At 65.4% G+C, this 23,194-nt stretch carries 24 protein-coding genes; 9 read left to right on the top strand and 15 right to left on the bottom strand.

Going from position 1 to position 23,194, the window contains the following annotated elements; genetic code table 11:
* Nucleotides 1–36 precede the first annotated feature (36 nt).
* The 3 genes from G6N36_RS06755 (at nt 37) to G6N36_RS06765 (ending at nt 3,389) form a co-directional block, all read left to right on the top strand.
* Nucleotides 37–450 (top strand): VOC family protein, encoded by a 414-nt coding sequence (locus tag G6N36_RS06755; protein ID WP_163685794.1) that lies wholly within the window; start codon nt 37–39, stop codon nt 448–450.
* A 145-nt stretch (nt 451–595) separates the two neighbouring features.
* The gene (gene gabT / locus G6N36_RS06760; RefSeq protein WP_163685795.1) at nt 596–1,936 is read left to right on the top strand and encodes a 4-aminobutyrate--2-oxoglutarate transaminase; all 1,341 of its coding nucleotides are present in this window, start codon (nt 596–598) and stop codon (nt 1,934–1,936) included.
* A 19-nt stretch (nt 1,937–1,955) separates the two neighbouring features.
* Nucleotides 1,956–3,389, top strand: coding sequence for a gamma-aminobutyraldehyde dehydrogenase (locus G6N36_RS06765; RefSeq protein ID WP_163685796.1), 1,434 nt, complete (start codon nt 1,956–1,958; stop codon nt 3,387–3,389).
* Nucleotides 3,390–3,422: 33 nt separating this feature from the next.
* Here G6N36_RS06765 and G6N36_RS06770 read toward each other — a convergent pair whose 3' ends face one another.
* On the bottom strand, nt 3,423–4,268 hold the full coding sequence (locus tag G6N36_RS06770) for an alpha/beta fold hydrolase (RefSeq protein ID WP_163685797.1): 846 nt from the start codon (nt 4,266–4,268) through the stop codon (nt 3,423–3,425).
* Between the two features lie 61 nt (nt 4,269–4,329).
* Here G6N36_RS06770 and G6N36_RS06775 point away from each other — a divergent pair, with 61 nt between their 5' ends.
* Entirely contained in the window at nt 4,330–4,794 is a 465-nt protein-coding gene (locus tag G6N36_RS06775; RefSeq protein WP_163685798.1) for a MarR family winged helix-turn-helix transcriptional regulator, read from the top strand.
* A gap of 224 nt (nt 4,795–5,018) precedes the next feature.
* On the opposite strand, the gene G6N36_RS06780 is transcribed toward G6N36_RS06775, so the two are convergent.
* The gene (locus tag G6N36_RS06780) at nt 5,019–5,654 is read right to left on the bottom strand and encodes a hypothetical protein (RefSeq protein ID WP_163685799.1); all 636 of its coding nucleotides are present in this window, start codon (nt 5,652–5,654) and stop codon (nt 5,019–5,021) included.
* Nucleotides 5,655–5,893: 239 nt separating this feature from the next.
* Here G6N36_RS06780 and car point away from each other — a divergent pair, with 239 nt between their 5' ends.
* Complete coding sequence (car, locus tag G6N36_RS06785) at nt 5,894–9,388, top strand: carboxylic acid reductase (protein WP_163685800.1); 3,495 nt, start codon at nt 5,894–5,896, stop codon at nt 9,386–9,388.
* 14 nt (nt 9,389–9,402) lie between these two features.
* Here the strand turns inward: car and G6N36_RS06790 are convergent, their stop codons facing one another.
* From G6N36_RS06790 to G6N36_RS06810, 5 genes are all read right to left on the bottom strand, one after another.
* Nucleotides 9,403–9,789, bottom strand: coding sequence for a DUF1304 domain-containing protein (locus G6N36_RS06790; RefSeq protein ID WP_163685801.1), 387 nt, complete (start codon nt 9,787–9,789; stop codon nt 9,403–9,405).
* An 11-nt stretch (nt 9,790–9,800) separates the two neighbouring features.
* A complete protein-coding gene (ruvB, locus tag G6N36_RS06795; RefSeq protein ID WP_163685802.1) occupies nt 9,801–10,859 on the bottom strand; it encodes a Holliday junction branch migration DNA helicase RuvB in 1,059 nt (352 codons plus the stop codon).
* Nucleotides 10,856–11,443, bottom strand: a complete 588-nt coding sequence (ruvA, locus tag G6N36_RS06800) for a Holliday junction branch migration protein RuvA (RefSeq protein ID WP_163685803.1) — start codon at nt 11,441–11,443, stop codon at nt 10,856–10,858. Before ruvA ends, ruvB begins: the two co-directional genes overlap by 4 nt.
* Complete coding sequence (ruvC, locus tag G6N36_RS06805) at nt 11,440–12,006, bottom strand: crossover junction endodeoxyribonuclease RuvC (protein ID WP_163685804.1); 567 nt, start codon at nt 12,004–12,006, stop codon at nt 11,440–11,442. Before ruvC ends, ruvA begins: the two co-directional genes overlap by 4 nt.
* Nucleotides 12,007–12,137: 131 nt before the next feature.
* Nucleotides 12,138–12,446, bottom strand: a complete 309-nt coding sequence (locus G6N36_RS06810) for a hypothetical protein (RefSeq protein ID WP_163685805.1) — start codon at nt 12,444–12,446, stop codon at nt 12,138–12,140.
* Nucleotides 12,447–12,587: 141 nt separating this feature from the next.
* On the opposite strand from G6N36_RS06810, the gene G6N36_RS06815 reads away from it, so the two are divergent.
* Nucleotides 12,588–13,814: a mechanosensitive ion channel family protein gene (locus tag G6N36_RS06815; protein WP_163685806.1), complete on the top strand. Its 1,227-nt coding sequence runs from the start codon at nt 12,588–12,590 to the stop codon at nt 13,812–13,814.
* Here G6N36_RS06815 and G6N36_RS06820 read toward each other — a convergent pair.
* Nucleotides 13,788–14,393 carry a TetR/AcrR family transcriptional regulator gene (locus G6N36_RS06820; protein ID WP_163685807.1) on the bottom strand — a complete coding sequence of 202 codons (606 nt, stop codon included), beginning with the start codon at nt 14,391–14,393 and terminating at the stop codon, nt 13,788–13,790. The two genes, G6N36_RS06815 and G6N36_RS06820, sit on opposite strands and share 27 nt — an antisense overlap.
* A gap of 65 nt (nt 14,394–14,458) precedes the next feature.
* Here G6N36_RS06820 and G6N36_RS06825 point away from each other — a divergent pair, with 65 nt between their 5' ends.
* Nucleotides 14,459–15,304, top strand: a complete 846-nt coding sequence (locus tag G6N36_RS06825) for an alpha/beta fold hydrolase (RefSeq protein ID WP_163685808.1) — start codon at nt 14,459–14,461, stop codon at nt 15,302–15,304.
* On the opposite strand, the gene G6N36_RS06830 is transcribed toward G6N36_RS06825, so the two are convergent.
* The 3 genes from G6N36_RS06830 to G6N36_RS06840 all read right to left on the bottom strand — a co-directional run bounded on the left by G6N36_RS06830 (nt 15,283) and on the right by G6N36_RS06840 (nt 17,140).
* Nucleotides 15,283–16,041 carry a YebC/PmpR family DNA-binding transcriptional regulator gene (locus tag G6N36_RS06830; protein WP_163685809.1) on the bottom strand — a complete coding sequence of 253 codons (759 nt, stop codon included), beginning with the start codon at nt 16,039–16,041 and terminating at the stop codon, nt 15,283–15,285. The two genes, G6N36_RS06825 and G6N36_RS06830, sit on opposite strands and share 22 nt — an antisense overlap.
* A 69-nt stretch (nt 16,042–16,110) precedes the next feature.
* Nucleotides 16,111–16,548 carry a hypothetical protein gene (locus tag G6N36_RS06835; protein WP_163685810.1) on the bottom strand — a complete coding sequence of 146 codons (438 nt, stop codon included), beginning with the start codon at nt 16,546–16,548 and terminating at the stop codon, nt 16,111–16,113.
* 1 nt (nt 16,549) lies between these two features.
* Nucleotides 16,550–17,140 (bottom strand): TetR/AcrR family transcriptional regulator, encoded by a 591-nt coding sequence (locus G6N36_RS06840; RefSeq protein ID WP_235689984.1) that lies wholly within the window; start codon nt 17,138–17,140, stop codon nt 16,550–16,552.
* A 63-nt stretch (nt 17,141–17,203) separates the two neighbouring features.
* Here G6N36_RS06840 and G6N36_RS06845 point away from each other — a divergent pair, with 63 nt between their 5' ends.
* Both G6N36_RS06845 and G6N36_RS06850 read left to right on the top strand, forming a co-directional pair.
* Nucleotides 17,204–18,922 (top strand): CocE/NonD family hydrolase, encoded by a 1,719-nt coding sequence (locus G6N36_RS06845; protein ID WP_163685811.1) that lies wholly within the window; start codon nt 17,204–17,206, stop codon nt 18,920–18,922.
* Nucleotides 18,923–18,973: 51 nt separating this feature from the next.
* On the top strand, nt 18,974–20,185 hold the full coding sequence (locus G6N36_RS06850) for an acyl-CoA dehydrogenase family protein (RefSeq protein WP_163685812.1): 1,212 nt from the start codon (nt 18,974–18,976) through the stop codon (nt 20,183–20,185).
* On the opposite strand, the gene G6N36_RS06855 is transcribed toward G6N36_RS06850, so the two are convergent.
* The 4 genes from G6N36_RS06855 to tesB all read right to left on the bottom strand — a co-directional run bounded on the left by G6N36_RS06855 (nt 20,137) and on the right by tesB (nt 23,161).
* Nucleotides 20,137–20,775, bottom strand: a complete 639-nt coding sequence (locus G6N36_RS06855) for an integrase core domain-containing protein (protein WP_163685813.1) — start codon at nt 20,773–20,775, stop codon at nt 20,137–20,139. The genes G6N36_RS06850 and G6N36_RS06855 overlap by 49 nt on opposite strands.
* Before the next feature lie 530 nt (nt 20,776–21,305).
* Nucleotides 21,306–21,656 (bottom strand): hypothetical protein, encoded by a 351-nt coding sequence (locus G6N36_RS06860; protein WP_235689985.1) that lies wholly within the window; start codon nt 21,654–21,656, stop codon nt 21,306–21,308.
* Between the two features lie 87 nt (nt 21,657–21,743).
* Entirely contained in the window at nt 21,744–22,328 is a 585-nt protein-coding gene (pdxT, locus tag G6N36_RS06865; RefSeq protein ID WP_163685814.1) for a pyridoxal 5'-phosphate synthase glutaminase subunit PdxT, read from the bottom strand.
* On the bottom strand, nt 22,325–23,161 hold the full coding sequence (gene tesB, locus G6N36_RS06870; RefSeq protein WP_163685815.1) for an acyl-CoA thioesterase II: 837 nt from the start codon (nt 23,159–23,161) through the stop codon (nt 22,325–22,327). The genes pdxT and tesB overlap by 4 nt, the downstream gene beginning before the upstream one ends.
* Between the last annotated feature and the right edge of the window lie 33 nt (nt 23,162–23,194).

Genomic DNA, 23,194 nt, shown 5'->3' on the forward strand with positions numbered 1-23,194 from the left:
GCCCCCGTCGCCCCGGCGCAGTGTTAGCGTCCTGTAGTGCTCGGGCACCTCGGCATCAATGTTCCCGATCTGAGTGTGTCCAAGACCTACTACGACACGCTCATGCCGCTGCTGGGATTCGACGAGTTCCTCACGGCGTCCGACGAGTTCGCCTATCGTCCCGCGGGCGGCAAGCCGGGGACATACCTGTTCTTCTATCCGTCGGCCGAGGCCTCGCAGTACTCCAGGCACCGGACCGGCCTTCAGCATCTGGCGTTCATCGTGCGTTCCCGATCCCTCGTGCGCGAGATTCACGAACTCGTCGCCGCGACGTTGATCCCACGATTCGGCGGCGAGGTCCTGCAGCGGCCGCAGGTATTTCCGCAATATCCCCCGCCCTATTTCGCGACGTTCTGGCTCGACCCCTGGGGGCTGATGCTCGAAGCGGTGTGCCATCACGACCGGGATTGAGCGATGGCGACGAAATCCGTTGCCTCAATCTGTGATGACCGACGATTCCGCTGTAACCTCGCAGAGTTTTCAATCGGATCGGTGCGCTCCCGACTAGGCTCGAACCGCGGCGCGTCGTGCGCCGAACCTACGTCAGGAGGCGGATTTGAGCACCGTCGAGCAGAGCCGATATCTCGCCACCGAGATACCCGGCCCGCTTTCACAAGCGCTGATCGACAGGAAGACCGCCGCGGTGTCCCGGGCGGTGGGCAACACCATGCCGGTGTACGCGTCGCGTGCATTCGGCGGCATCGTCGAGGATGTCGACGGCAATCGACTCATCGATCTGGGGTCGGGCATCGCAGTGACCACCATCGGAAACTCGTCGCCGGCCGTCGTGGCGGCGGTGCAGGATCAGGCCGCTAGATTCACCCACACATGTTTCATGATCACGCCCTACGAGGGCTACGTCGCGGTCGCCGAGCAGCTCAACCGGCTCACGCCCGGCAGCGACGACAAAAGGTCGGCACTGTTCAACTCGGGCTCCGAAGCGGTGGAGAACGCGATCAAGGTCGCGCGAACGTACACCCGGAAATCGGCGGTGGTGTCGTTCGACCACGCGTATCACGGCCGGACCAACCTGACCATGGCGTTGACCGCGAAGTCGATGCCCTACAAGCACGGCTTCGGCCCGTTCGCACCGGAGATCTACCGAGCACCGCTGTCGTATCCGTTCCGCGACGCAGAATTCGGCAAGGAGATGGCCACCGACGGTGAGCTGGCGGCCAAGCGTGCCATCGCAGTGATGGACAAGCAGGTCGGTGCCGACAACCTGGCCGCGGTCATCATCGAACCCATCCAGGGTGAGGGCGGCTTCATCGTGCCCGCCGACGGCTTTTTGCCCGCGCTGCTGGACTGGTGCCGCAAGAACAACGTCGTGTTCATCGCCGACGAGGTACAGACCGGGTTCGCCCGCACCGGGGCGATGTTCGCGTGCGAACACGAGGGCATCGAACCCGATTTGATCGTCACCGCCAAGGGCATCGCCGACGGCATGCCGCTGTCCGCGGTGACCGGGCGCGCCGAGATCATGGACGCGCCACATGTCAGCGGGCTCGGCGGTACCTACGGCGGCAATCCGGTCGCGTGCGCGGCGGCGCTGGCGACCATCGAGACGATCCAGGCCGACGGGCTCGTCGAGCGGGCGCAGCAGATCGAAGCTCTGATGAAGGATCGACTCGGACGGCTGCAGGCCGAGGATGACCGGATCGGCGACGTACGCGGCCGCGGCGCCATGATCGCGATGGAGCTGGTGAAGTCCGGCACCACCGAGCCCGATGCCGACCTGACCAAAGCGCTGTGCGGCGGCTGCCACGCCGCGGGCGTGATCGTGTTGTCCTGCGGCACATTTGGCAACGTGCTGCGGTTTTTGCCACCGCTGACCATCAGCGACGACCTTCTCGTCGAAGGTCTCGATGTTCTGGCACTTGTCCTCAAAGACCTTTAAAAGAAAGGAAGTTCACGCTGTGACCAAGGTCCAGAATTTCATTGGCGGCGAACCCGTCGACTCCGTCAGCGGCGCCACGATGCCGCTCGTCGATCCGAGCACCGGCGAGGAGTACGCCACCGCACCCATTTCCAATGAGGCCGACATCGACAACGCGTATGCCGCGGCGTCGAAGGCATTCAAGGACTGGAAGCGCACGACCCCGTCCAACCGTCAGAAGGCACTGCTCGATTTTGCCGACGACGTGGAGCGCAACGCCCAGGCGCTCGTCGAGGCCGAGGGCCGCAACACGGGGAAGCCGAACCATGTCACCACGGCCGAAGAGATTCCGCCGATGGTCGACCAGATTCGCTTCTTCGCCGGTGCGGCAAGGATGTTGGAGGGCAAGTCCGCCGGTGAGTATATGGAGAATCACACATCGTGGATTCGTCGCGAGCCGGTCGGTGTGATCGGCCAGGTATCACCGTGGAACTACCCCATGATGATGGCGATCTGGAAGTTCTGTCCGGCCATCGCCGCGGGCAACACAGTCGTCATCAAGCCCAGCGACACCACGCCCGTCACAACCGTCATGCTCGCCGAGATAGCGGCCAAGCACTTCCCGCCGGGTGTGCTGAACGTCGTGTGCGGCGACCGGAATACCGGCGCTGCGGTGGTCGCGCATCCGACGCCGGAGATGGTGTCGATCACGGGCTCGGTGGCTGCGGGGCGCGCGGTCGCCGTGAGTGCGGGTGGGCACCTGAAGCGCACGCACCTGGAGCTGGGCGGCAAGGCGCCGGTGATCGTGTTCGATGACAGCGACATCGCCAGCGCCGCAGAGGGAATCGCGACGGCCGGATACTTCAACGCGGGTCAGGACTGCACGGCGGCAACCCGTGTGCTGGCGACGTCGAAGGTGGCGTCGGACCTGACCGATGCGCTCGCCGAGCAGGCGCGCGGCGCCACGACGACGTTCGGCAAGGCCTCCGACGACGAGGACGCGTGGGTGCCGCCGGTCAACAACGTCAACCAGATGGAGCGGGTGCTGTCGTTCTTCACCGATGTGCCGTCGCACGCGAATGTGGCTGCAGGTGGAGAACGTCAGGGCGACAAGGGTTTCTACGTGGCGCCAACGGTCATCGGCGGCCTTCGCCAGGACGACCGGCTGGTTCAGCAGGAGATCTTCGGCCCGGTGATCACGGTGCAGTCGTTCTCCGATGAGGACGAGGCGATCGCGTGGGCCAACGGAACCGAATACGGCCTGGCGTCATCGGTGTGGACCAAGGACGTGTCCCGAGCACTGCGGGTTTCCGCGGCACTGGACTTCGGTTGCGTATGGATCAACACGCATATCCCGCTGGTCGCCGAGATGCCGCACGGCGGGTACAAGTCGTCGGGCCACGGCAAGGACCTGTCGATGTACGGCTTCGAGGACTACACGCGCATCAAGCACGTGATGGCCTTCACCGGCTAAGCGGACTTTGCGAAATGGCATTCCAGCAGGTCGCTAGTCGCACTTTCGCTGCTGGAATTCCATTTCGCGGTCGAGAAATTCCGTGATCGATCGCAGGACCAGTTCGCGATCGATCAGCAGTGGCGACATGTGGCCGGTGCCCGCAACCTCCTCGACACGGCAGTTCGGTATGACGGCACAGGTTCGTCGCGCCTCGTCAGGACGCCATCCGGTGACGTCGTCGCGCACGGACATCACCAGCGTCGGCACCTTGATGCTCGGCAGTAGATCCTCGATGCCGGTGCGCTTCAGCATCATCGACCGCATCGCGTGGAACATGGCCTTGCGGTCAGCGTCGCGGAATGATGCCATGATCGTCTCGGCCAGTTCCGGCTGAGCAGCGATCGATTCCCTCCCGAGCAAAGAGTCGAACAGCTGCGTCATGATGAATCCGCTCGGCCCGGTGAACCGGTAGATCTCGACGAGTGGCCATGCCATCGTGAACTTCTCCCGCAAATTGAACCCCTGCACCGGTGTGCCGATGGTGGTCAACGTCCGCAGCCGCGATCCGGTGGCTAGCCGAATTCCGACGTGACCTCCCCACGCATTGCCCACCCAGTCGACGGGTTCGGTCAGTCCGAGGCGGTCGAGGGCCTGTTCGGCGGCGACGACGAGTTCGGCGAACGTGAAATCGCGCCGCACGGCCTCGCTTTTCCCGTGTGACGGCCCGTCAATGCTGTACACCGTGTGGTCCCGGGCCAAGTCATCCGCCAATGAACCCCAGGATCGCGAGTCGACGAAAAGGCTGTGCCACAACACCACCGGCGGGCCCGTCCCGCTGCGTCGGACGTGCAGCCGGCCGAGGTCGGTGCTGACGAGATTCGGACTGAAGGTGTTCATCGCCGTGCCCTCTTTTACTTCGGAAACCGAAACTTCGGTATCCGTAGTATCCTCATCAAACATGGCCGCGTCAAGAGATCCGGCGCCCGATCGTCTGGCGATCGGGCAGCTGCTGGTCAGGTTGTTGCGAGAGTTTCGTAATGACCTCGCCGCGCCACGCGCGGAAGCCGGATACGGCGACGTGCGCGAGACGCATTTTCAGATCTTCGGCAATATCCGAATGGGCGGCATTCGTCTCACCGAACTGGCCGACCGCGCGCAACTCAGCCTCGCGGCCACCTCAGAAATCGTGAACGACCTCGTCGATCTGGGCTATCTGATCCGGCGGCCCGACCCCGCCGACGGTCGCGCGAAGCTCATCGACCTGACCAAGCGGGGGCAGTCGCTGATGGCCGACGCGGGTGGTCGCGTCGCCGACATCGAGAAACGTTGGTCAAAGGTCGTCGGCGAGAAGAACTTCGCGCAGATGACGACCACGATGCAGCGCCTGCTCGACGACCTCGACCCGAAGGACTCGCGGAGCTAGGCGTCGGTGGGCCCGCAGCCTGCCGCCCAGCGCAGGCCGAGACCGGCTGGGTAAGGGACATGTGTGATGCCAAGCTCAGAGCGACAATGTCGGCGACTTCGAACTTAGCTGTAGTAGTTGAGCGACAATTTCGCTCAGAGCTTGGCACAAGGCATATTCGGCTCAGGTCCCTCGCGACGCGGAAAAATAGGGCCCACAAAATGTGAAACCTATTTCGCGCTGGACTAGCGGACGGCGGTGCGCTTGCCGAACGTGTCACGCCAGCTGCGGTGCCGACCGGTGTCGGTCCCCGTCGGCTGAATCTCGGTGACCTCGTCGGTGTCCGAGTACGCGGGCTGCGGCTGCACGTCCGCAGCGGCCGGGGTGTCGACGTACTCGACGTCACGCACGCTGCGAACGGAGATGCGGCCCACCGCCGCCGCGCCGACGAAAACGATCAACGCGCCAAGCCCGTAGAAGTACGCCAACTCCAGCGCCACGGACTTGGTCTCCGTCGCCGCCACGGGCGCTCCGGCGTCCCCGATGGCCAAGAGTCTCGCCGCCGCCCGACCGACGACAAACCATACGCCTGCGATTGCGCCAAGCCAGGCGCCGAGCATCGCCGTCGCGCGGTTACGGGACACCAGCAGCAGCAGACCGCCGACGACGGCGACCGCGCCGGGCAATACCTGTAGCCATCCGCGGGCATCCGTCCACGCCCACGCCGCGTCCGGACTGAAGGCGAAGTCGAAGTACGGGCCGACGAATGGGATGAGCGCACCGAAAGCGCCCAGCAGGATCAGGAGTAATCCGCTCATTGCGCCGCGACTGCGCCGCATATGGAGGCGTCCGCCGCGGGTCCGAACTCGCGTGTCAGTCATGTGGGTCGGGATACCCGAACGGTGGGCCGCGTAACCCGCAGTGTCGTGGCCCCGAAACAGCCCGACGAGCTGTGACGAAAGCCACGACGCGCCGGCGGTCGTTCTACCTGCTGACCGTCGGCCTCACAGCCAACTGCCAGCAGCCTGACGGAATAGCTTTAGCTTTGCTAACGATATTTCTATCAGTGGGCTCGACGCAGCGCCCGACCCAATCATCTGTGTTATCGAAGGGTTCCTCGATGTCCACTGATACTCGTGAAGAGCGCCTCGCGCGACGCATCGCAGACCTCACCGCGACCGACCCCCAGTTCGCCGCGGCCAAACCCGATCCGGCCGTCAGCCGGGCGATCGAAGATCCCGGGCTGTCGCTGGATGCCGTCGTGCGCACCGTGCTTACGGCCTACGCCGACCGTCCCGCCCTCGGGGAGCGCGCCGTCGACTACGTCGAAGACCGTCGAGGTCGCACCTCCGCCACGCTTCTGCCCCACTACAACACCATCACGTATCGCGAACTGGACGACCGCATCGGCTCGTTGACCAGGGCGCTGACCGATGTGCACCCCGGTGACCGCGTGGCGATCCTAGGATTCGGCAGCATCGACTACACGGTCATCGACGTCGCGACCATTCCGTTGGGCGCCGTCGCGGTGCCGCTTCAGACAAGTGCCCCGCTGACGGCACTGCGACCCATCGTCACCGAGACCGAGCCTGCCGTCATCGCGTCGAGCATCGACTACGTCGACGACGCAGCCGAACTCGTCCTGTCCGGCCATGCGCCGTCCACCCTCGTTGTCTTCGACTACGACCCAGCGATCACCGACCACCGCGAGGCGTACGACGCCGTGCGCGCACGGCTCGCCGAAGCCGAGAGCACCGTCGCGGTGGAGACCTTGCAGGATGCGTTGGAGCGCGGAAAAACGTTGCCCGCCAGGCCTGAGGCCCATCGTGACACCGACGATATGGCGCTTCTGATCTACACGTCCGGCAGCACCGGTGCGCCCAAGGGCGCCATCTACACCCGTGAGATGACCGGAAAATTGTGGCGTCCGGCGAGCTGGGGTTGGGCCGACAGCGTCGAACCGTCGATCGTGCTGAGCTTCATGCCGATGAGCCATGTCATGGGTCGATCGGGTCTCTTCGGTGCGCTATCCCACGGCGGCACAGGCTACTTCGCGGCCAAGAGCGACCTGTCGACCTTCCTCGAAGACCTCGCCCTGGTGCGGCCCACGCACCTGTCTTTCGTGCCTCGCGTCTGGGACATGTTGTCCGCCGAGGTGCACAGCCGGGTCGATCGTCGTGCCGCCGAGGCCACCGACACGAAATCGGACGCGGAGTTCATCGACGAAGTGCGGACGCAGATGATCGGCAATCGTTATCTCACCGCGGTTACCGGATCGGCTCCCACGTCGTCGGATCTGAAGATGTGGGTCGAGTCGTTCCTGGACCTCGAACTGCTTGACGGCTACGGCTCGACCGAGGCCGGCGGGGTCTTCCTCGACGGCAAAGTGCAGCGTCCGCCGGTCATCGATTACAAGCTGGTGGATGTGCCGGACCTCGGCTATTTCAGTACCGATCGTCCTTATCCCCGAGGCGAACTGCTGATCAAGACCGTCAACATGTTTCCCGGGTACTACAGGCGTCCCGAAGTCACCGCCGAGGTGTTCGACGAGGAGGGCTTCTACCGGACCGGCGACGTCGTGGCCGAACTCGGGCCTGATCGATTGCAGTACGTCGATCGGCGCAACTTCGTGCTCAAGCTGTCTCAAGGCGAGTTCGTCACCGCCTCCAAGCTGGAAGCGGTCTTCGAAACCAGCCCGCTGGTGCGGCAGATCTACATCTACGGCAACAGCGCCCGGTCCTACTTGTTGGCCGTGATCGTGCCCACGCCCGAGGCGTTGTCCCAGCACGACACGTCCGAACTGCGCGCACTGATCGGCGAGTCGCTGGCTGATGTCGCCAAGGCGGAGGATCTCCAGTCGTTCGAGGTGCCGCGCGACTTCATCTTGGAGACAACGGCGTTCACGCTCGAGAATGGTCTGCTGACCGGCATCCGCAAGCTGGCACGACCCAAGCTGAAGGAGATTTACGGCCCCCAGCTGGAGGGACTGTACGAGGATCTTGCTCAGGGTCAGGCGGCCGAGCTGCGCGAGCTGCGGCAGGGTGGCGCGACTCGCCCGGTGATCGAGACGGTCACCCGGGCGGCCGCCGCGCTGTTGGGTAGCGCGGCGGCGGACTTGTCACCCGATGCGCACTTCACCGATCTGGGCGGGGATTCGTTGTCGGCATTGACGTTTGCGAACCTGCTACATGACATCTTCTTTGTCGAGGTTCCGGTGGGCGTGATCGTCAGCCCCGCCAACGACCTTGGGGCGCTGGCCGAATACATCGAAACAGAACGCTCCGGTAGCACCCGCCCGACGTTCGCGTCCGTCCACGGTCGCGCAGCCACGGAGATCCATGCCCGCGATCTGACGCTGGGCAAGTTCCTCGATGCCCACACGCTGGCGAACGCACCTGCACTGCCCTACCCGAGCCAGGAGGTGCGCACCGTGTTGCTGACGGGCGCGACCGGTTTCCTCGGCCGCTATCTCGCCCTGGACTGGCTGGAACGGATGAGCCTCGTCGGCGGCAAGGTGATCAGCCTGGTGCGCGCCAAGGACGACGCCACGGCGCGGCAGCGCCTGGACGAAACCTTCGACAGCGGCGATCCCGCCCTGCTCGATCACTACCGGCGTTTGGCTGCAGGGCATTTGGAGGTGCTCGCGGGCGACAAAGGCGAACCCGGTCTAGGGCTCGACGAAACGACCTGGCAGCGGCTGGCCGACACCGTCGACCTGATCGTGGATCCGGCCGCACTGGTCAACCACGTCCTGCCCTACGACCAGTTGTTCGGTCCCAACGTCGTCGGCACCGCGGAGCTGATCCGGCTGGCGCTGACCTCGAAGTTGAAGCCGTTCGTCTACCTGTCGACCGTCGGTGTCGGCGATCAGATCGAGCCGTCGGCATTCGTCGAGGACGCCGACGTGCGCCAGATCAGCGCGACGCGCGTGGTCAACGACAGCTACGCCAACGGTTACGGAAACAGCAAGTGGGCGGGTGAGGTGCTGCTGCGCGAAGCTCACGATCTGAGCGGTCTGCCGGTCGAGGTGTTCCGGTGCGACATGATCCTCGCGGAGCCGAAGTACGCCGGCCAGCTCAACGTGCCCGATATGTTCACCCGGCTGATGCTCAGCCTGGTGGCCACCGGGATCGCACCGGGTTCGTTCTACGAGCTGGACGCCGCGGGCCATCGCCAGCGAGCCCACTACGATGGTCTACCAGTCGATTTCATCGCCGATGCGATCTCCACGCTAGGGGCACACCACAGCTACGGGTTCGAGACCTTCCACGTGATGAACCCGCACGACGACGGCCTCGGTCTCGACGAGTTCGTGGACTGGCTGGTCGATGCCGGCTATCCGATCGACCGCGTCGCGGACTACGGAGAATGGCTGCAGCGGTTCGAGATGGGCATGCGGGGTCTACCCGACCGCCGGCGTCAGGCTTCGCTGTTGCCGTTGCTCCACAGCTACGCGCAGCCCGCCAAGCCGCTTCTCGGTTCCTTCGCGACGACCGACCGATTCCGCGCCGCGGTGCAGGACGCGAAAATCGGCCCGGACAAGGACATTCCGCACGTCACGGCCGAGATCATCGTCAAGTACGTCACCGACCTGCAGCTGTTGGGTCTGCTGTAGGTAGTACGGCGGGCTCAAAGCGTCAGCCCGATGCTCAAGAGCACGATCGCGATCAACGGCAGGATGCCTTGCGTGATGGCAGCGCGAGCTTTGTCGGGCGAGGACACCAGCAGCACCAGCGCAGCGGCAAGCATGGAACCGGTGCCTGCAAAGATGAGCGCAAGCCCGACGTAGTTGTGACCGAGTCCGCCGATGACGATGCCCGCTAGCGTGACGATCGCCAAGAACAGGTTGTAGAAACCCTGGTTGAACGCCAGTTCCTTGGTGGCCAACGCCTCCTCCTCGGTGGTGCCGAAGGTGGCCCTGGTCCTGGCCGAGGTCCACGTCAGTGACTCCATCACCCAGATGTAGACGTGCAACAAGGCGGCCAGACCGGCGAAGAAGAGTCCCGCGAATCCCATGTCACTGTCTCCTATTCGAACAGGCCCGGCTGCCCGAAACCGGTCGCTCCGGCCGGGGGTGTCATTCCGAGATGAGTCCAGGCCTGAGCGGTGGCGACGCGGCCGCGCGGCGTACGGGCGATCATGCCGGCACGCACCAAGAACGGCTCGCACACCTCCTCGACCGTAGTGGCCTCCTCCCCCACCGCGACCGCCAGTGTCGACACTCCGACGGGGCCACCACCGAAACTGCGTGTCAGCGCGGACAATACGGCGCGGTCGAGGCGGTCCAACCCCAGCTCGTCGACGTCGTAGACCGCCAGGGCGGACTTCGCGATGTCACGGGTGATGACACCGTCGGCCCGGACCTCGGCGAAGTCGCGAACCCGTCGCAACAATCGGTTGGCAATACGCGGTGTGCCGCGCGAGCGCCGCGCGACCTCGGTGGCTGCGTCGCCCTGCAGCTCGATACCGAGGATGCCGGCCGACCGCGTCAGCACCCGCTCGAGTTCCGCTGGCTCGTAGAAGTCCATGTGCGCGGTGAAGCCGAACCTGTCACGCAGGGGGCCCGTCAGGGCACCCGAGCGGGTGGTGGCGCCGACGAGCGTGAACGGGGCTACCTCGAGCGGAATGGACGTCGCGCCCGGTCCCTTCCCGACCACGACGTCGACGCGGAAGTCTTCCATCGCGAGGTACAGCATTTCTTCGGCGGGCCTGGCGATGCGGTGGATCTCGTCGATGAACAGCACGTCGTGCTCGACGAGGTTCGACAGCATGGCCGCCAGGTCGCCCGCCCGTTCCAGCGCCGGTCCGGAGGTGACCCGCAGCGAGGTGCCGAGCTCGGCGGCGATGATCATCGCCAGCGAAGTCTTGCCCAGCCCCGGCGGGCCCGACAGCAGGATGTGATCCGGTGTGCCACCGCGGTTCTTGGCACCCTCGAGAACCAGCTGCAGTTGCTCGCGGACCCGGGGCTGACCAATGAACTCCCCGAGCGAACGCGGCCGAAGGCTGGCGTCGATATCCCCCTCGCCGACTGTCAGCGCCGGAGTGACCTCGCGGTCGTCCGATTCCTCGTCCTCGAACCGATTCATTTCTTACCCAACATCGACAGGGCCGAGCGCAATGCCGTCGTCTGGGTGGCCTCGGGTTCATTGGCGAGCACCTTGTCGGTGGCCTCCTCGGCCTGCTTGAGCGCAAAGCCAAGGCCGACAAGCGCTTCCACGACAGGTCCGCGCACGGTGTGGCCGTTCATCGCAACGGCCCCCGACGGCGTGACGGCGCCCATCTTGTCGCGCAGGCTCAGCGCCATCAACTCAGCGGTCTTCTTGCCGACCTTCGGGATGCGAGTGAGCGCCGTGATGTCGCCGTCGGCGATGGCGCGCCGCAGCGTGGGCCCGTCGTACATCGCCAGCGCGCCCAACGCGATGCTGGGCCCGATACCGGACACCGCGAGCAGCGTCAGAAACAGGTTGCGGGCGTCGGCGTCCGAAAAGCCGTACAGCGTCATCGAATCCTCGCGCACGATCATCGCGGTGATGAGCCGGGCCTCGTCGCCGCGGTGCAGCGTCGCCAGCGTGGTCGGCGTCGCCATCACTTTGTAGCCGACGCCCGCGGCCTCGATGACAACATGGTCGAGAGCGATGTCGAGGACCTCCCCGCGAACGGATGCAATCATCGTGCCGCCTTTGCCTTCGCCTTGATCGTGGCCTGGTACTTGCGTTTCTGCTCGGCCGCCATGGCCTCGGCCGCGGCCATCCGCGCGATCATCGGAGCCCGCCAGCAATGACAGATCGCCAATGCCAGCGCGTCGGCCGCATCGGCGGGCGTCGGTTTCGCCTGCAGGGCAAGGATTTTGGTGACCATCGTGGTGACCTGCGCTTTGTCGGCCCGACCGTTTCCGGTGACGGCGGCTTTCACCTCGCTGGGTGTGTGGAAATGCACGTCGATGTCACGCCTGGCGGCGGCAAGCGCGATGACACCGCCGGCCTGCGCCGTGCCCATCGCCGTGTTCGCGTTCTGGTTGGCGAATACTCGCTCGATCGCGATGACGTCGGGCCGGTGGGTGTCCATCCAGTACTCGACGGTGTCGCTGATGGTGAGCAACCGACGATGCAGCGGCTCGTCGGACGGAGTGCGGACCACGTCGACGTCCAGCGCGATGACCCGACGACCGGTGCCGCCCTCGATGACGGACAGCCCGCACCGCGTCAACCCAGGGTCGACACCCATCACCCGCACGTGGCAGCTCCTTGCCTGTGAACACCTGTTCGAAGGAGCTTAACTCCGGCAGCGGACACCTCAGGGGCTCGACACGCCCCATCACCGGGCGGACCGCCCGGTGCGGCGGCGAATCGACGCGTTTCTCACGGCTAGATCACCATGTGCCCTGAACGTCCGCCGGAAGCGACCTCGCGTGCGATCTCGTTGACGCGGCGCTTGGATCCGTTCCATCCGCGTACGAGCTCTCGGCCCACCTGATGGCCGTTGCGTTCGACGGTGATCACCCACCTCACACCGCAGAATTTGGCCAGTAGCCAGAAGGGCCACAGCAGCGCGAACACAATGCCGATGACCACCTCGAACAGGCCGAATGAGAGGTCAAGCGCGTCGCCTGGGAACGGCCACAGCCGCCGGTTGATCGACCAGACGGTGCCGTTGGGATCTGTGAGAACTGCCACGAACAGTTATTTTGCGTGGCGGACCGGGCATTCCGCGCGATTGAAGCCGTTTGTCGCGACGCGGCGATGTGACTAGTCCTGCAACCGTCGCTAGCGTCGCGAGAGAACCGTCCCCCAATCCGTGGAGCTGATTTCACACATATGCCCGACGACCAGAAACTGGAGACCGCGACAAATCTCGCCATGACGTTGGCGTGGGCGGCAGGTGCCGTGGCCGCCGTCTACGTGGTCGGGGTGATCCTCACCTGGCTGCTGACGCGGGCCAGCCGTCGCAGCGCCCTTCTCAGAGACATCGAGGTGCTCACTCGTCTCCCGGCGCGCGCCGCGCTCATGGTCCTCGCCGCGGCGATCGCGGTGCGACGCACATCGGACCCCGCCGACTCGTGGCGCGGATGGGTGGACCACACCCTGCTGATCCTATTGATCGTCAGCCTCACCTGGCTGGTCGTCGGCCTGGTGCGGGTCGCAGAACGGCGCATGATCGCCCGTTACGGCGGCGGCGGCGAGGAGATCTCCGACGCCGACCGCCGGTGGCGACGCGTCCGCACCCAGGTGACGGTGCTGCGTCGACTCGCCATCGCCGTCGTCGTGATCCTCGGCGGCGCGGCGATCCTGATGACCTTTCCGTCGTTCTCCAACATCGGCGCCACGGTGTTCGCCTCGGCCGGCCTGCTGTCCGTGGTCGCGGGTCTCGCCGCGCAGACCTCGCTCGGCGCACTCTTTGCGGGGATGCAGATCGCGTTCTCCGGCGCCATCCGCGTCGGCGATGTGGTCCAGCTCGAGAACGGCCAATGGTGGGGCCGCATCGAGGAGATCACCCTCAGCTATGTCGTGGTGCGACTGTGGGATGAACGTCGACTCGTGCTGCCGTCCACCTACTTCACGACCGAGCCGTTCGAGAACTGGACCCGCAGCGACACCGAGATCATGGGCACAGTCGAGTTCGACGTCGACTTCTCCGTACCGTTCAACGACATGCGTGCCGAACTGGACCGCTTGCTCGCCGAGAGCGAGTTGTGGGACGGCCGTCGCGGTGTCCTCCAGGTGACCGATGCCGTCGGCGGCATGGTCCGCGTGCGCATCGTGGTCAGCGCCCCGAACGCCGGTGCACTGTTCGACCTGCGATGTGCGGTGCGCGAGGGCATGGTCGATTGGGTGCAGCACAGGCAGGTGCGGCCGATCCAGCTCATCGAGCCGGCCGCGCCCGCCGAATCCAGGGTGCGCAGCGACGATGAGGAGGGCACGACGCCTCGGGTGGCGTCGGGCATGTTCTCCGGCAGCCCCGAGGCCGAAGCGCGCGCCCGCGCCTTCGACGATCACGCCGACGAGTACGAGGACGACCTAGCGCGGTCCAACGGCCGCGGCTGAGGCCCTGGCCAGCGTCACGCCGCGGTAGTGCGGCGCCAGCGTCCGCCCCGCCGCGAGCAACGGCTCGGTACTGCGCAGCGTGCGCGCCACCACGAAGGCGCCTTCGAGGGCCCCGATGATCGCCAACGTCACGTCGCGGGCCCTCGCGCCATCGAGTCCGCGAGCGGCGAAGTACGCGGCGCCGCCCTCGATCCAGCCGCTGAACACGGACGCCGAGGTCTCGCGCAGCTCCGCCACTGTGTCGGCGACCTCGGCCGCCACGCTCGCGACCGGGCACATATTGGCAAAGCCGGTGCTGGCCATATCCTCGGCGGCTTGTGCAAAGACGCCCTCGATCGCCTGGCCGAGGTCGTTGTACTCGTCGATGAGCGTCGGGATGAGTAGCCCGTACGCCGCTCCCGCGTTGATCAGAGCTTCACGCGCGATCTGAACCTTGCCCCCTCGGAAGTGGTGGTACAGCGAGCCGATCGGCGCACCCGACGCGTGGGCGATGTCTTTCATGCCCACCGCCGCGTACCCGCGGTGCCGCATCAGCTCTGCGGCGGCGGTGAGGATTGCTTCGCGCGTGGATCTTGCCATTGACGTCTCCTGCCGACACACTAGAGCATACGTTCTAGAATCAACGTTCTAATCAGGGGAAAAAGATGGAGCTTGTCGTTTCCGCCGGGAGCATCGAATACCGCGAGGAAGGCGACCCGGACGGCCCGCCGGTGGTGCTGTTGCACGGTCTGCTGATGAACGACACACAGTGGGACCTCGCCCTACCGCACCTGCCGGCCGGCTACCGCTACGTGCTGCCGGTGCTGCCGATCGGCGGGCACCGCATCCCGATGCGCGAGGATGCCGACCTGACGATGCCGGGCATGGTCGACGTCGTCGCTGATTTCCTCGACGCACTGGATCTCACCGACGTCACGCTCGTGGTGTCCGACTGGGGCGGTCCGCTGTTCCTCACCGACGTCGGTCGCGACAAACGCATCGCCCGACTCGTGATCTGCCCGTCAGAGGCCTTCGACAACTTCCCTCCCGGGTTCCCCGGCAAGGTCACCTGGGTCGGCACCCGCACCACCGGGACCGTCAAGATGGCGATGCAGCAGTTGCGCATCGGCTGGCTGCGTCGCCGCTTCTTCCTCTTCGGCATGATGGCCGCCAAACGCATCCCCCAACACATCGTCGAGGCGTGGACGAATGCGGGAATCGCCGACGTGCGGATCCGCCGCGACCTGCTCAAGTACGCACGGACCAGGTTCGACAAGTCCTCGCTCGTGCGCGCGACCAACCGGCTCGCCGACTTCTCGGGCGACGTGCTGGTGCTGTGGAGCCGCAATCGCGTGATGCCCGTCGCGCACGCCGAGGCATTGGCCGAATTGACCGGTGGCACATTGCGTTACGTCGACGACGCCAAGGTGCTCATCATGCTCGATCAGCCCGAGGAAACCGCGCGGGCAATCGGCGAGTTCCTCGAGGGCTATCCCTCGTCGTCGAGTTGAGCCGCGACGTCGTCGGGAATGTCCATGTTGGTGAAGACGTCCTGGACGTCGTCGCTGTCTTCGAGCGCGTCGACGAGCTTGAGCACCTTGCGTGCGCCGTCGAGGTCGACCGGTACCGTCACCGACGGCTGGAAGCTGGCCTCCGCGGATTCGTAGTCGATACCCGCCTCCTGTAGCGCGGTACGGACGGCGACGAGATCGGTTGGTTCGCAGATGATCTCGAAGCTGTCGTCGAGGTCGTTGATCTCCTCGGCGCCCGCTTCGAGCACCGCGGTCAACACGTCATCCTCGGTCTGCCCGTTCTTCTCCAGGGTCACGACGCCCTTGCGAGAGAACAGATACGCCACCGAACCGGGATCGGCCATGTTGCCGCCGTTGCGGGTCATCGCGACGCGCACCTCGCCCGCGGCGCGGTTGCGGTTGTCGGTGAGGCACTCGACCAGCACCGCGACACCGTTGGGGCCGTAGCCCTCGTAGGTGATGTTCTGGTAGTCGGCGCCACCGGCTTCTTCGCCGGCGCCGCGCTTGCGGGCGCGCTCGATGTTGTCGTTCGGGACCGACGATTTCTTCGCCTTCTGGATCGCGTCGTAGAGCGTCGGGTTCCCGGCAGGGTCACCGCCGCCGACTCGCGCGGCCACTTCGACGTTCTTGATCAGTTTTGCGAAGTTCTTGCCGCGGCGTGCGTCGATGACGGCCTTCTTGTGCTTTGTGGTCGCCCACTTGGAATGGCCGCTCATGCGTGTACTACTCACTTCCTGAAGTCGTGCTCAAGCTTCGACCGACGAGTCTACGTGGACATTTGCCCGCTACCGAACCGCGTCGAGCGGCGTCAGCGCGACGATGCGATAGCCGATGCCGGCGGGCCAGCCGATGTTGGCCTGCACCGCCAGCTGAATCCACGTCGGCGTCCCCGAGGGATCGTCGACGAAAGTCGCGGCCGCGTCGACGATGGCGCTCGAGTCACCTCCGGAGGCGCGAAGCGTGACCGAGGCGCTGAGCACCGCGCCGCCGAGCTGGCCGCGGTCGTACGGCAGGCTGTCCGGCACGAAGAACGCCGTCTCGAACGAGGTACGGCGGAAGCCCCGGGGCGCGTTCGGAGATCGCTGCAGCGTCAGCCCCGAAATAATCGGCTTGCCGTCGAACCACGCGGTGCCGACGTACTCGGTGCGGCGCGCGTCGCCGCCAGCGGGCAGGCGCACGATCGTGTCGATCCTGGGCTGCGGCTCGAGTTCGACCATCGTCATGTCAGGCTCCCTCTATGTAGCGCTGCAGGTTCGGCGCGACGGTTGAGACGAGTTCGTCGTCGCTCATCGATGCGACGGGTTCGATCTTCCAAACGAACCGCATCATCGCCAAGCCCATGATCTGCGAGGAGATCAGACCACTTCGCTTGAGACGATCCCGCTCGTCTATGCCCAGCTGCGACACGCCCATCAGGCCACTCTCGACGACTCGGCGCAGCTTTTCGCGCGTCGCCTCGTCGTGGGCGGCGGTGAGCACAATCGCGCGCAGCATCGGGCCGATCTCCTCATCGGCCCACGCACCGAGCATCAGCCTCAGAAGCGCCTCGCCCAGCTGGCCCACCGGCGCGGTCCACGTACGGGCGACACTCTCCAGCCAGCGCTGCGGCGGATTGGTCGACGTGTCGAGCAGCGCCTCTTTGGAACCGAAGTAGTGGTAGACGAGCGCGGGGTCGACGTCTGCGGCCCTCGCCACCGCCCTGATCGTCGTGCCGGCCCAGCCGTGGTGAGCGAATTCCTCGCGGGCGGCCGCGAGGATGCGCGCGGACAGCACTCCCCGTTCGTCACGGGGTCCGGGCGGTGTGTTCTTTGGCACGACCAGCAGCCTACCAAAAGTTTCACGTTGCGTTGAGACTAATTTCAACGTAGCGTGAGACTCATGATCGAACGTCAGCTGAACGGGCCGCAGACCACCGGGCGCGGCTACCGCAATCTCAGCCTGCCGCAGTTCAAGATCCACAGTGACGACAACGTCCGCGTGCCGATGCGCGACGGCGTCACCCTTCTTGCCGACGTCCATCGCCCTGCGGCGGACGGCAAGTATCCGGCGTTGATCGCGGCGTCGCCCTACCCACGTCAGATGCAGGACTTCGGCGCGCCCGCCGGCTTCATCGAGGCCGGCGCCACCGACTTCTGGGTGCCGCGCGGCTACGTCCACGTGATCGCCAATGTCCGCGGAACGGGCGGCTCCGGCGGCACCTTCGGGTTCTTCGACCCGCAGGAACGCCGGGACATGTTCGACCTTGTCGAGTGGGCCGCCGCACAGCCTTGGTGCGACGGCAATGTCGGGATGATCGGCATCAGCTACTTCGCGATGACACAACTCGAGGCGGCCGTGGAGAAACCACCGCATCTGAAGGCGATCTTTCCCGTCGCGGTTACCGCGGACCTGTACGAGGCGGCCGCTCACCACGGCCTGGTGAGCACGTCGTTCATCACACCGTTCCTATCGATGATGGGACTGACGTCCGACCGCAGCGACGCCTTCTGGCGCCGCAACCCCGCTATCGCCCTGGCTCGCAAAGTCCTCAACACGCCGCCCCTGCATCGCAAGTTCGCGACCATGAACGGCGAGGCCGCGGTCACGATGATGCGTGCACTGCTCAAGCTGCCGCACAGCACCCATCCCTGGGACGACCTCTGGCTGGACGCCGTCGTCAAGCATCCGATGCGCGACGACTGGTGGGAGGCGCGAAACCTGTTGCCGCTGCTGAAGAACGTCGACATCCCGGTGTATCTGGGATGCGATTGGGAGAACGTGCCCCTGCATCTGCCGTCGACGTTCGCAGCATGGGAAGCGTTGGCGGACAACCCGAATGTTCGGATGGCACTGCTAGGTCGGTTCGGGCTGACGTGGCCATGGGAGAGCCTGCACCACGAGGCGCTGGCGTGGTACGACCACTGGCTCAAGGGCCAGGACACCGGCATCATGGACGGTCCCCCAATTCGCTATGTGCTGCCGGGCGCCGACGGCTGGCACACCGCCGACCAGTGGCCTCCCGCCGCAACGATTCTCAGAGAATTCGCGCTGCGCGCCGACGGCACGCTCGACGCCGCCGAGGGCACCCCGGGAGGTCGCGAATACCTGACGCTGGGCGCCGGGCTCAACCGCGTGAAGGCCAGCCCCATAGATCCGCCGTCGCTGCTTTCGTGGACCAGCGCGCCGCTGAGCGAACCCATCGAAGTTGTCGGCGATGTGGAGCTGCGCCTCGTCGCATCGGCCACCGCGTCTGATACGGCATGGATCGCGACACTCGAGCATGTCGCCGCGGACGGCACCGTCACCGAGGTGACGGCCGGATGGCTCAGGGCGAGCCTTCGCGAGATCGACGCGGACGCCAGCCGGGACGGCGCGCCCGTCCTGCCGTGCCGCACGTTCGCGCCCGTGCCCATCGGCGAAGACGTCGAGTATCGGATTCCGTTGGTGTCCAACGCCCGCCGATTCGCTCCCGGGGACCGCATTCGGCTCACGCTCACGAGCGACGACCAGGATCCGAAGACACCCGCGATCATGAACTTCCGGCACGCGAGTGTCGGCACCAGCAGCCTGAACACCGTCCGGTCGTCGTCCCGACTGCTACTACCCGTTCAGTGTTAGGTCGAACACACACGTCTTCCGCAGTATCTTACTCCGGAGTAAGATACTGGTATGTCGTTCGACCTCGAACTGTCACCCGACCTCGTCCACATTCGCGACTGGGTCCACGAGTTTGCCACCGACGTGATCCGGCCGGCCGCCGCCGAATGGGATGAGCGCGAAGAGACACCGTGGCCGATCATCCAGGAGGCCGCGAAGGTCGGCGTCTACTCCATGGAGTTCTTCGCCGAGCAGGCGGGCGAACCGTCCGGCCTTGGCATGCTCGTCGCGTTCGAGGAGATGTTCTGGGGCGATGCGGGAATCGCGCTGTCGATCGTCGGCACTGGCCTGGCGGCCGCATCGCTGGCCGGCGGCGGAACGCCCGAGCAGATAGCCGAGTTCTTGCCACAGATGTTCGGCACAGTCGACGACCCCAAGGTCGGTTCCTTCTGTTCGTCGGAGCCGGGCGCCGGCTCGGATGTCGGTGCAATCCTGACGCGCGCACGCTACGACGAGGCCACCGACGAATGGGTGCTCAACGGTACGAAGACGTGGGCGACCAACGGCGGCATCGCCGAGGTGCACATCGTCGTCGCGTCTGTGTATCCCGAGCTGGGCAGCCGCGGTCAGGCGTCGTTCATCATCCCGCCCAACACCCCCGGATTCCGGCAGGGCCAGAAATTTCTCAAGCACGGCATCAGGGCGTCGCATACCGCCGAGGTCGTGCTGGACGACGTCCGCATCCCCGGCCGCCTGATCATCGGTGGCAGGGACAAATTCGAGGAACGGATCGCGAAAGTCCGCGAGGGCAAGAGTTCGAAAGGCCAGGCCGCAATGGCCACCTTCGAGCGGACCCGCCCGACGGTCGGTGCGATGGCGGTCGGCGTGGCCCGTGCGGCGTATGAGTACGCGCTGGACTATGCATTGCAGCGCGAGCAATTCGGCCGCAAGATCGGCGAATTCCAGGCCATCGCATTCAAATTGGCCGACATGAAAGCTCGCATCGACGCGGCGCGCCTGCTCGTGTGGCGGGCGGGCTGGATGGCCCGCAACGGCAAACCGTTTGACAACGCCGAGGGGTCGATGGCCAAGCTCGTAGCGAGCGAAACCGCCGTCTACGTCACCGACGAGGCGATCCAGATTCTCGGTGGCAACGGCTATACGCGTGAATATCCGGTCGAGCGGATGCATCGCGACGCCAAGATCTTCACCATCTTCGAAGGCACCAGCGAGATTCAGCGGCTGGTCATCGGTCGCGCGGTGACGGGTCTGCCCATCCGCTGATTGCGAATTCGGTGCGCATACAGCCGCTGACGGGCGTTGTCAAGCTGCGTGGAGTCGGTCGGGGTCGTTTTCGGGTGGGAGGTTGATGCCCACAGTGGCCTTGGGTGATTCGGTGTGCGGGCGTGCGCGGAATCGTTCGGGGTGGGTGTCGTAGTAGGCCTGGAGGGCGTGGTCGCGTTGGAGCCACCGCTGCGTCCATTGCCCGTCGTGGACCTCGGCGGGGTGAACAGTGCGATCCCGCTGTGGCGGTGGTGCTGGTTGTACCAGGAGACATAGGAGTTTACCCAGGCCCGCGCGGCATCGAGATCATCGAAGATACCGGGATAGTTCGGCCGGTATTTCATCGTGCGGAATTCCGATTCGGAGAACGGGTTGTCATTGCTGACCCGTGGCCGGTTGTGGGTCTGAGCGATGCCGAGATCGGCGAGGAGGTCTTTGAGATCCGTCGAGCGCATCGCCGGCCCAGAATCGGCGTGCACGACTGCGGGCGACCCGTGGGTGGTGATCGCGGTCTGGAACATCTGCGTGGCGAGATCGTCGCTCTCGCGTTGCTCGACGCGCCAGCCCACGATCTTGCGAGAAGATGTCAATTATCGAGTACGCCTTGAACGCCACGCCCCGCCACGGGGTGCGCAGGTCGGTGATGTCCCAACTCCAGATCTGTTGCGGGCCGGTCGCTTTGAGTACTGGTGCCGGCCGCGGAATCTTGTTCGTCGAGCGGGTCGGGCAGATCGGACGAGCGCTTTGATCGACGATCGCGGCCGCGATACGCCACCAGGACCGCCGTGAGGCCAGCATCACCCCGTCATCCCAAGCGGCGGCAAACGAATGGTCCACCGACGTGCCCGCCTGCCAGCCGGTGATGATCTTGTCCTGGATCACCACGCGGTCACCCGCGCAGATGCGCGCGGGGTAGGCCCGATCTTTCTGCGGCACCGGGTTACTCACCCGCGGCCGCGGCTTGCGGCGGTAATGCCACGTCGAACGCGACAACCCGATCATCGTCAGCGCCTGGCGCTGGGATCTGATCGCGGCGCTCAGCTCGGCGACGAGTCCGTTCTCGCGCTCGAGGAATCGTCGAGATCGGTCATCGTCAGGGCTGCATCGGGCTCTTCGGCGTTCATCGCATGCAAGAGCCCGATAGCTTTCCCAGGGCCTCGTTGGCGTGTTCGAGCTCGCGTACCCGCGCCTGTAGTCGAGCCACTTCGGCCTCGTCGCGCTCCTGTTTCGCCGTCTGCGCCATCGCCAGCGCCGATCGTTTCGCCGGGGGAACCGTCACACCACTACCTTCTCGCGGAATAAGCCCCCGGTCGAGATCACCGGCGAACACCGTGGCTTCCCACCGCCTCAACTGGCGCACCGATACCCCCTGAGCAGCACGCCAGGATCCCTTCTGACCATGAGGCAACAAGTGATACTCAATGACGAACTCATGAATCTCGGCAGAGCTGAACCCCGCACTGATCGACACAACCCAACCCCTTCACACTGGCCCAAACCGACTCACAACCAGCGTGGCAAAGAGGGTGAGCGAACGTTTGCGCACCGAAATCGCTACCTAGAGTAAGTCCACGAAGAGTTTGTGGATGCGACGGTCGCCGGTCACCTCCGGGTGAAACGACGTCGCGAGCATCTTGCCCTGACGCACCGCGACGATATGACCGGCGGCCTGCCCCAGCACCTCGACGTCCGGGCCGACGCGCTCGACCCAGGGGGCCCGGATGAACACCGCGTGCACGGGCTTGTCGAGACCCGTGAAGTCGATGTCATCCTCGAACGAATCCACCTGACGACCAAACGCGTTGCGTCGCACCGTCATATCGATCGCCTTCAGCGGCGTTGCGTCGCGCCCGGCGGTGCCGGCGTCCAGGATCTCAGTGGCGAGCAAAATCATGCCCGCGCACGATCCGTAGGCAGGCATACCGTCGGCCAACCGCGCGCGCAGCGGCTCGAGCAGCTCGAACTCCCGCAGCAGATGGCTCATCGTGGTGGACTCACCGCCGGGGATCACAAGCGCGTCAACGGATTCCAGTTCACGCAACCGGCGGACGGTCGACGCCTCGGCGCCCGCGGCACGCAACGCCGCAAGATGTTCGCGTGTGTCGCCTTGAAGCGCCAGCACGCCGACATGCGGGGTGCTCACGGTGTGAAGTCGCGCTTGTAGCGGGTGAGACCCTCCTGCATCACCGCCGCCACCATCTCGCCGTCCTGGTTGAAGATCTTGCCCTGACACAGCGATCGGCCGCCCGACGCCGAGGGCGACGACTGGTCGTACAACAGCCATTCGTCAGCGCGGAACTGACGCATGAACCACATCGCATGATCCAGCGATGCGACCATCAGATGTCCGCGCTCGTCGGCGTGATGCACCTGGGCCGACCCGAGCAGCGTGAGGTCGCTCATGTAGGCCAGCGCGCAGATGTGCAGGACGTAGTCGTCGGGCAGCGGATCGCGGTGGCGGAACCACACCTGCTGCTGTGACGCCTTGCCGGGTAGACGGGTCAGCTTGTCCTGCGGCACGATTCGCACGTCCCACTCTGCGAACTGTTTGAACCCCGCGTCGTCGAATGCCTTGATATCCGACAATGCGGGCAAATCGTCAGGCGGTGCGGCCGACGGCACCGCGTCCTGATGCTCGATGCCGCTCTGATCGGTCTGAAACGACGCCGACATCGAAAAGATGTTCTCGCCGTGCTGGATCGCGTTGACGCGACGCGTCACGAAGGAGCCGCCGTCACGCAACCGCTCGACGATGTACACCGTCGGCGCCGTCGCGTCTCCCGGCCGCAGGAAGTAGCCGTGCAACGAGTGCACCTGGAACTCGGGGTTGACCGTGCGGACGGCGGACACCAGCGATTGGCCGGCGACATGGCCACCGAACGTGCGCTGCAGAAACCCCGACTCCGGGCTCCACATGGTGCCGCGATAGATGTTGACCTCGAGTTGCTCGAGATCAAGGATCTGTTCGATCGACATACGGTTATCGTTGCTGTTCGCGGAAACGGCTCA

Origin of the sequence: Mycolicibacterium gadium (assembly GCF_010728925.1) — a bacterium.
Taxonomy (GTDB): domain Bacteria; phylum Actinomycetota; class Actinomycetes; order Mycobacteriales; family Mycobacteriaceae; genus Mycobacterium; species Mycobacterium gadium.

What these genes read in the sequence shown, in the direction of transcription:
- G6N36_RS06770 (WP_163685797.1), bottom strand. Translation starts at nt 4,268, where the DNA reads ATGAACACCTTCAGTCCGAATCTCGTCAGCACCGACCTCGGCCGGCTG.
- car (WP_163685800.1), top strand. Translation starts at nt 5,894, where the DNA reads ATGTCCACTGATACTCGTGAAGAGCGCCTCGCGCGACGCATCGCAGAC.
- G6N36_RS06830 (WP_163685809.1), bottom strand. Translation starts at nt 16,041, where the DNA reads ATGAGCGGCCATTCCAAGTGGGCGACCACAAAGCACAAGAAGGCCGTC.
- G6N36_RS06780 (WP_163685799.1), bottom strand. Translation starts at nt 5,654, where the DNA reads ATGACTGACACGCGAGTTCGGACCCGCGGCGGACGCCTCCATATGCGG.
- G6N36_RS06835 (WP_163685810.1), bottom strand. Translation starts at nt 16,548, where the DNA reads ATGACGATGGTCGAACTCGAGCCGCAGCCCAGGATCGACACGATCGTG.
- G6N36_RS06815 (WP_163685806.1), top strand. Translation starts at nt 12,588, where the DNA reads ATGCCCGACGACCAGAAACTGGAGACCGCGACAAATCTCGCCATGACG.
- G6N36_RS06845 (WP_163685811.1), top strand. Translation starts at nt 17,204, where the DNA reads ATGATCGAACGTCAGCTGAACGGGCCGCAGACCACCGGGCGCGGCTAC.
- ruvB (WP_163685802.1), bottom strand. Translation starts at nt 10,859, where the DNA reads ATGAATCGGTTCGAGGACGAGGAATCGGACGACCGCGAGGTCACTCCG.
- G6N36_RS06790 (WP_163685801.1), bottom strand. Translation starts at nt 9,789, where the DNA reads ATGGGATTCGCGGGACTCTTCTTCGCCGGTCTGGCCGCCTTGTTGCAC.
- tesB (WP_163685815.1), bottom strand. Translation starts at nt 23,161, where the DNA reads ATGTCGATCGAACAGATCCTTGATCTCGAGCAACTCGAGGTCAACATC.
- ruvA (WP_163685803.1), bottom strand. Translation starts at nt 11,443, where the DNA reads ATGATTGCATCCGTTCGCGGGGAGGTCCTCGACATCGCTCTCGACCAT.
- G6N36_RS06850 (WP_163685812.1), top strand. Translation starts at nt 18,974, where the DNA reads ATGTCGTTCGACCTCGAACTGTCACCCGACCTCGTCCACATTCGCGAC.
- G6N36_RS06825 (WP_163685808.1), top strand. Translation starts at nt 14,459, where the DNA reads ATGGAGCTTGTCGTTTCCGCCGGGAGCATCGAATACCGCGAGGAAGGC.
- G6N36_RS06820 (WP_163685807.1), bottom strand. Translation starts at nt 14,393, where the DNA reads ATGGCAAGATCCACGCGCGAAGCAATCCTCACCGCCGCCGCAGAGCTG.
- G6N36_RS06775 (WP_163685798.1), top strand. Translation starts at nt 4,330, where the DNA reads ATGGCCGCGTCAAGAGATCCGGCGCCCGATCGTCTGGCGATCGGGCAG.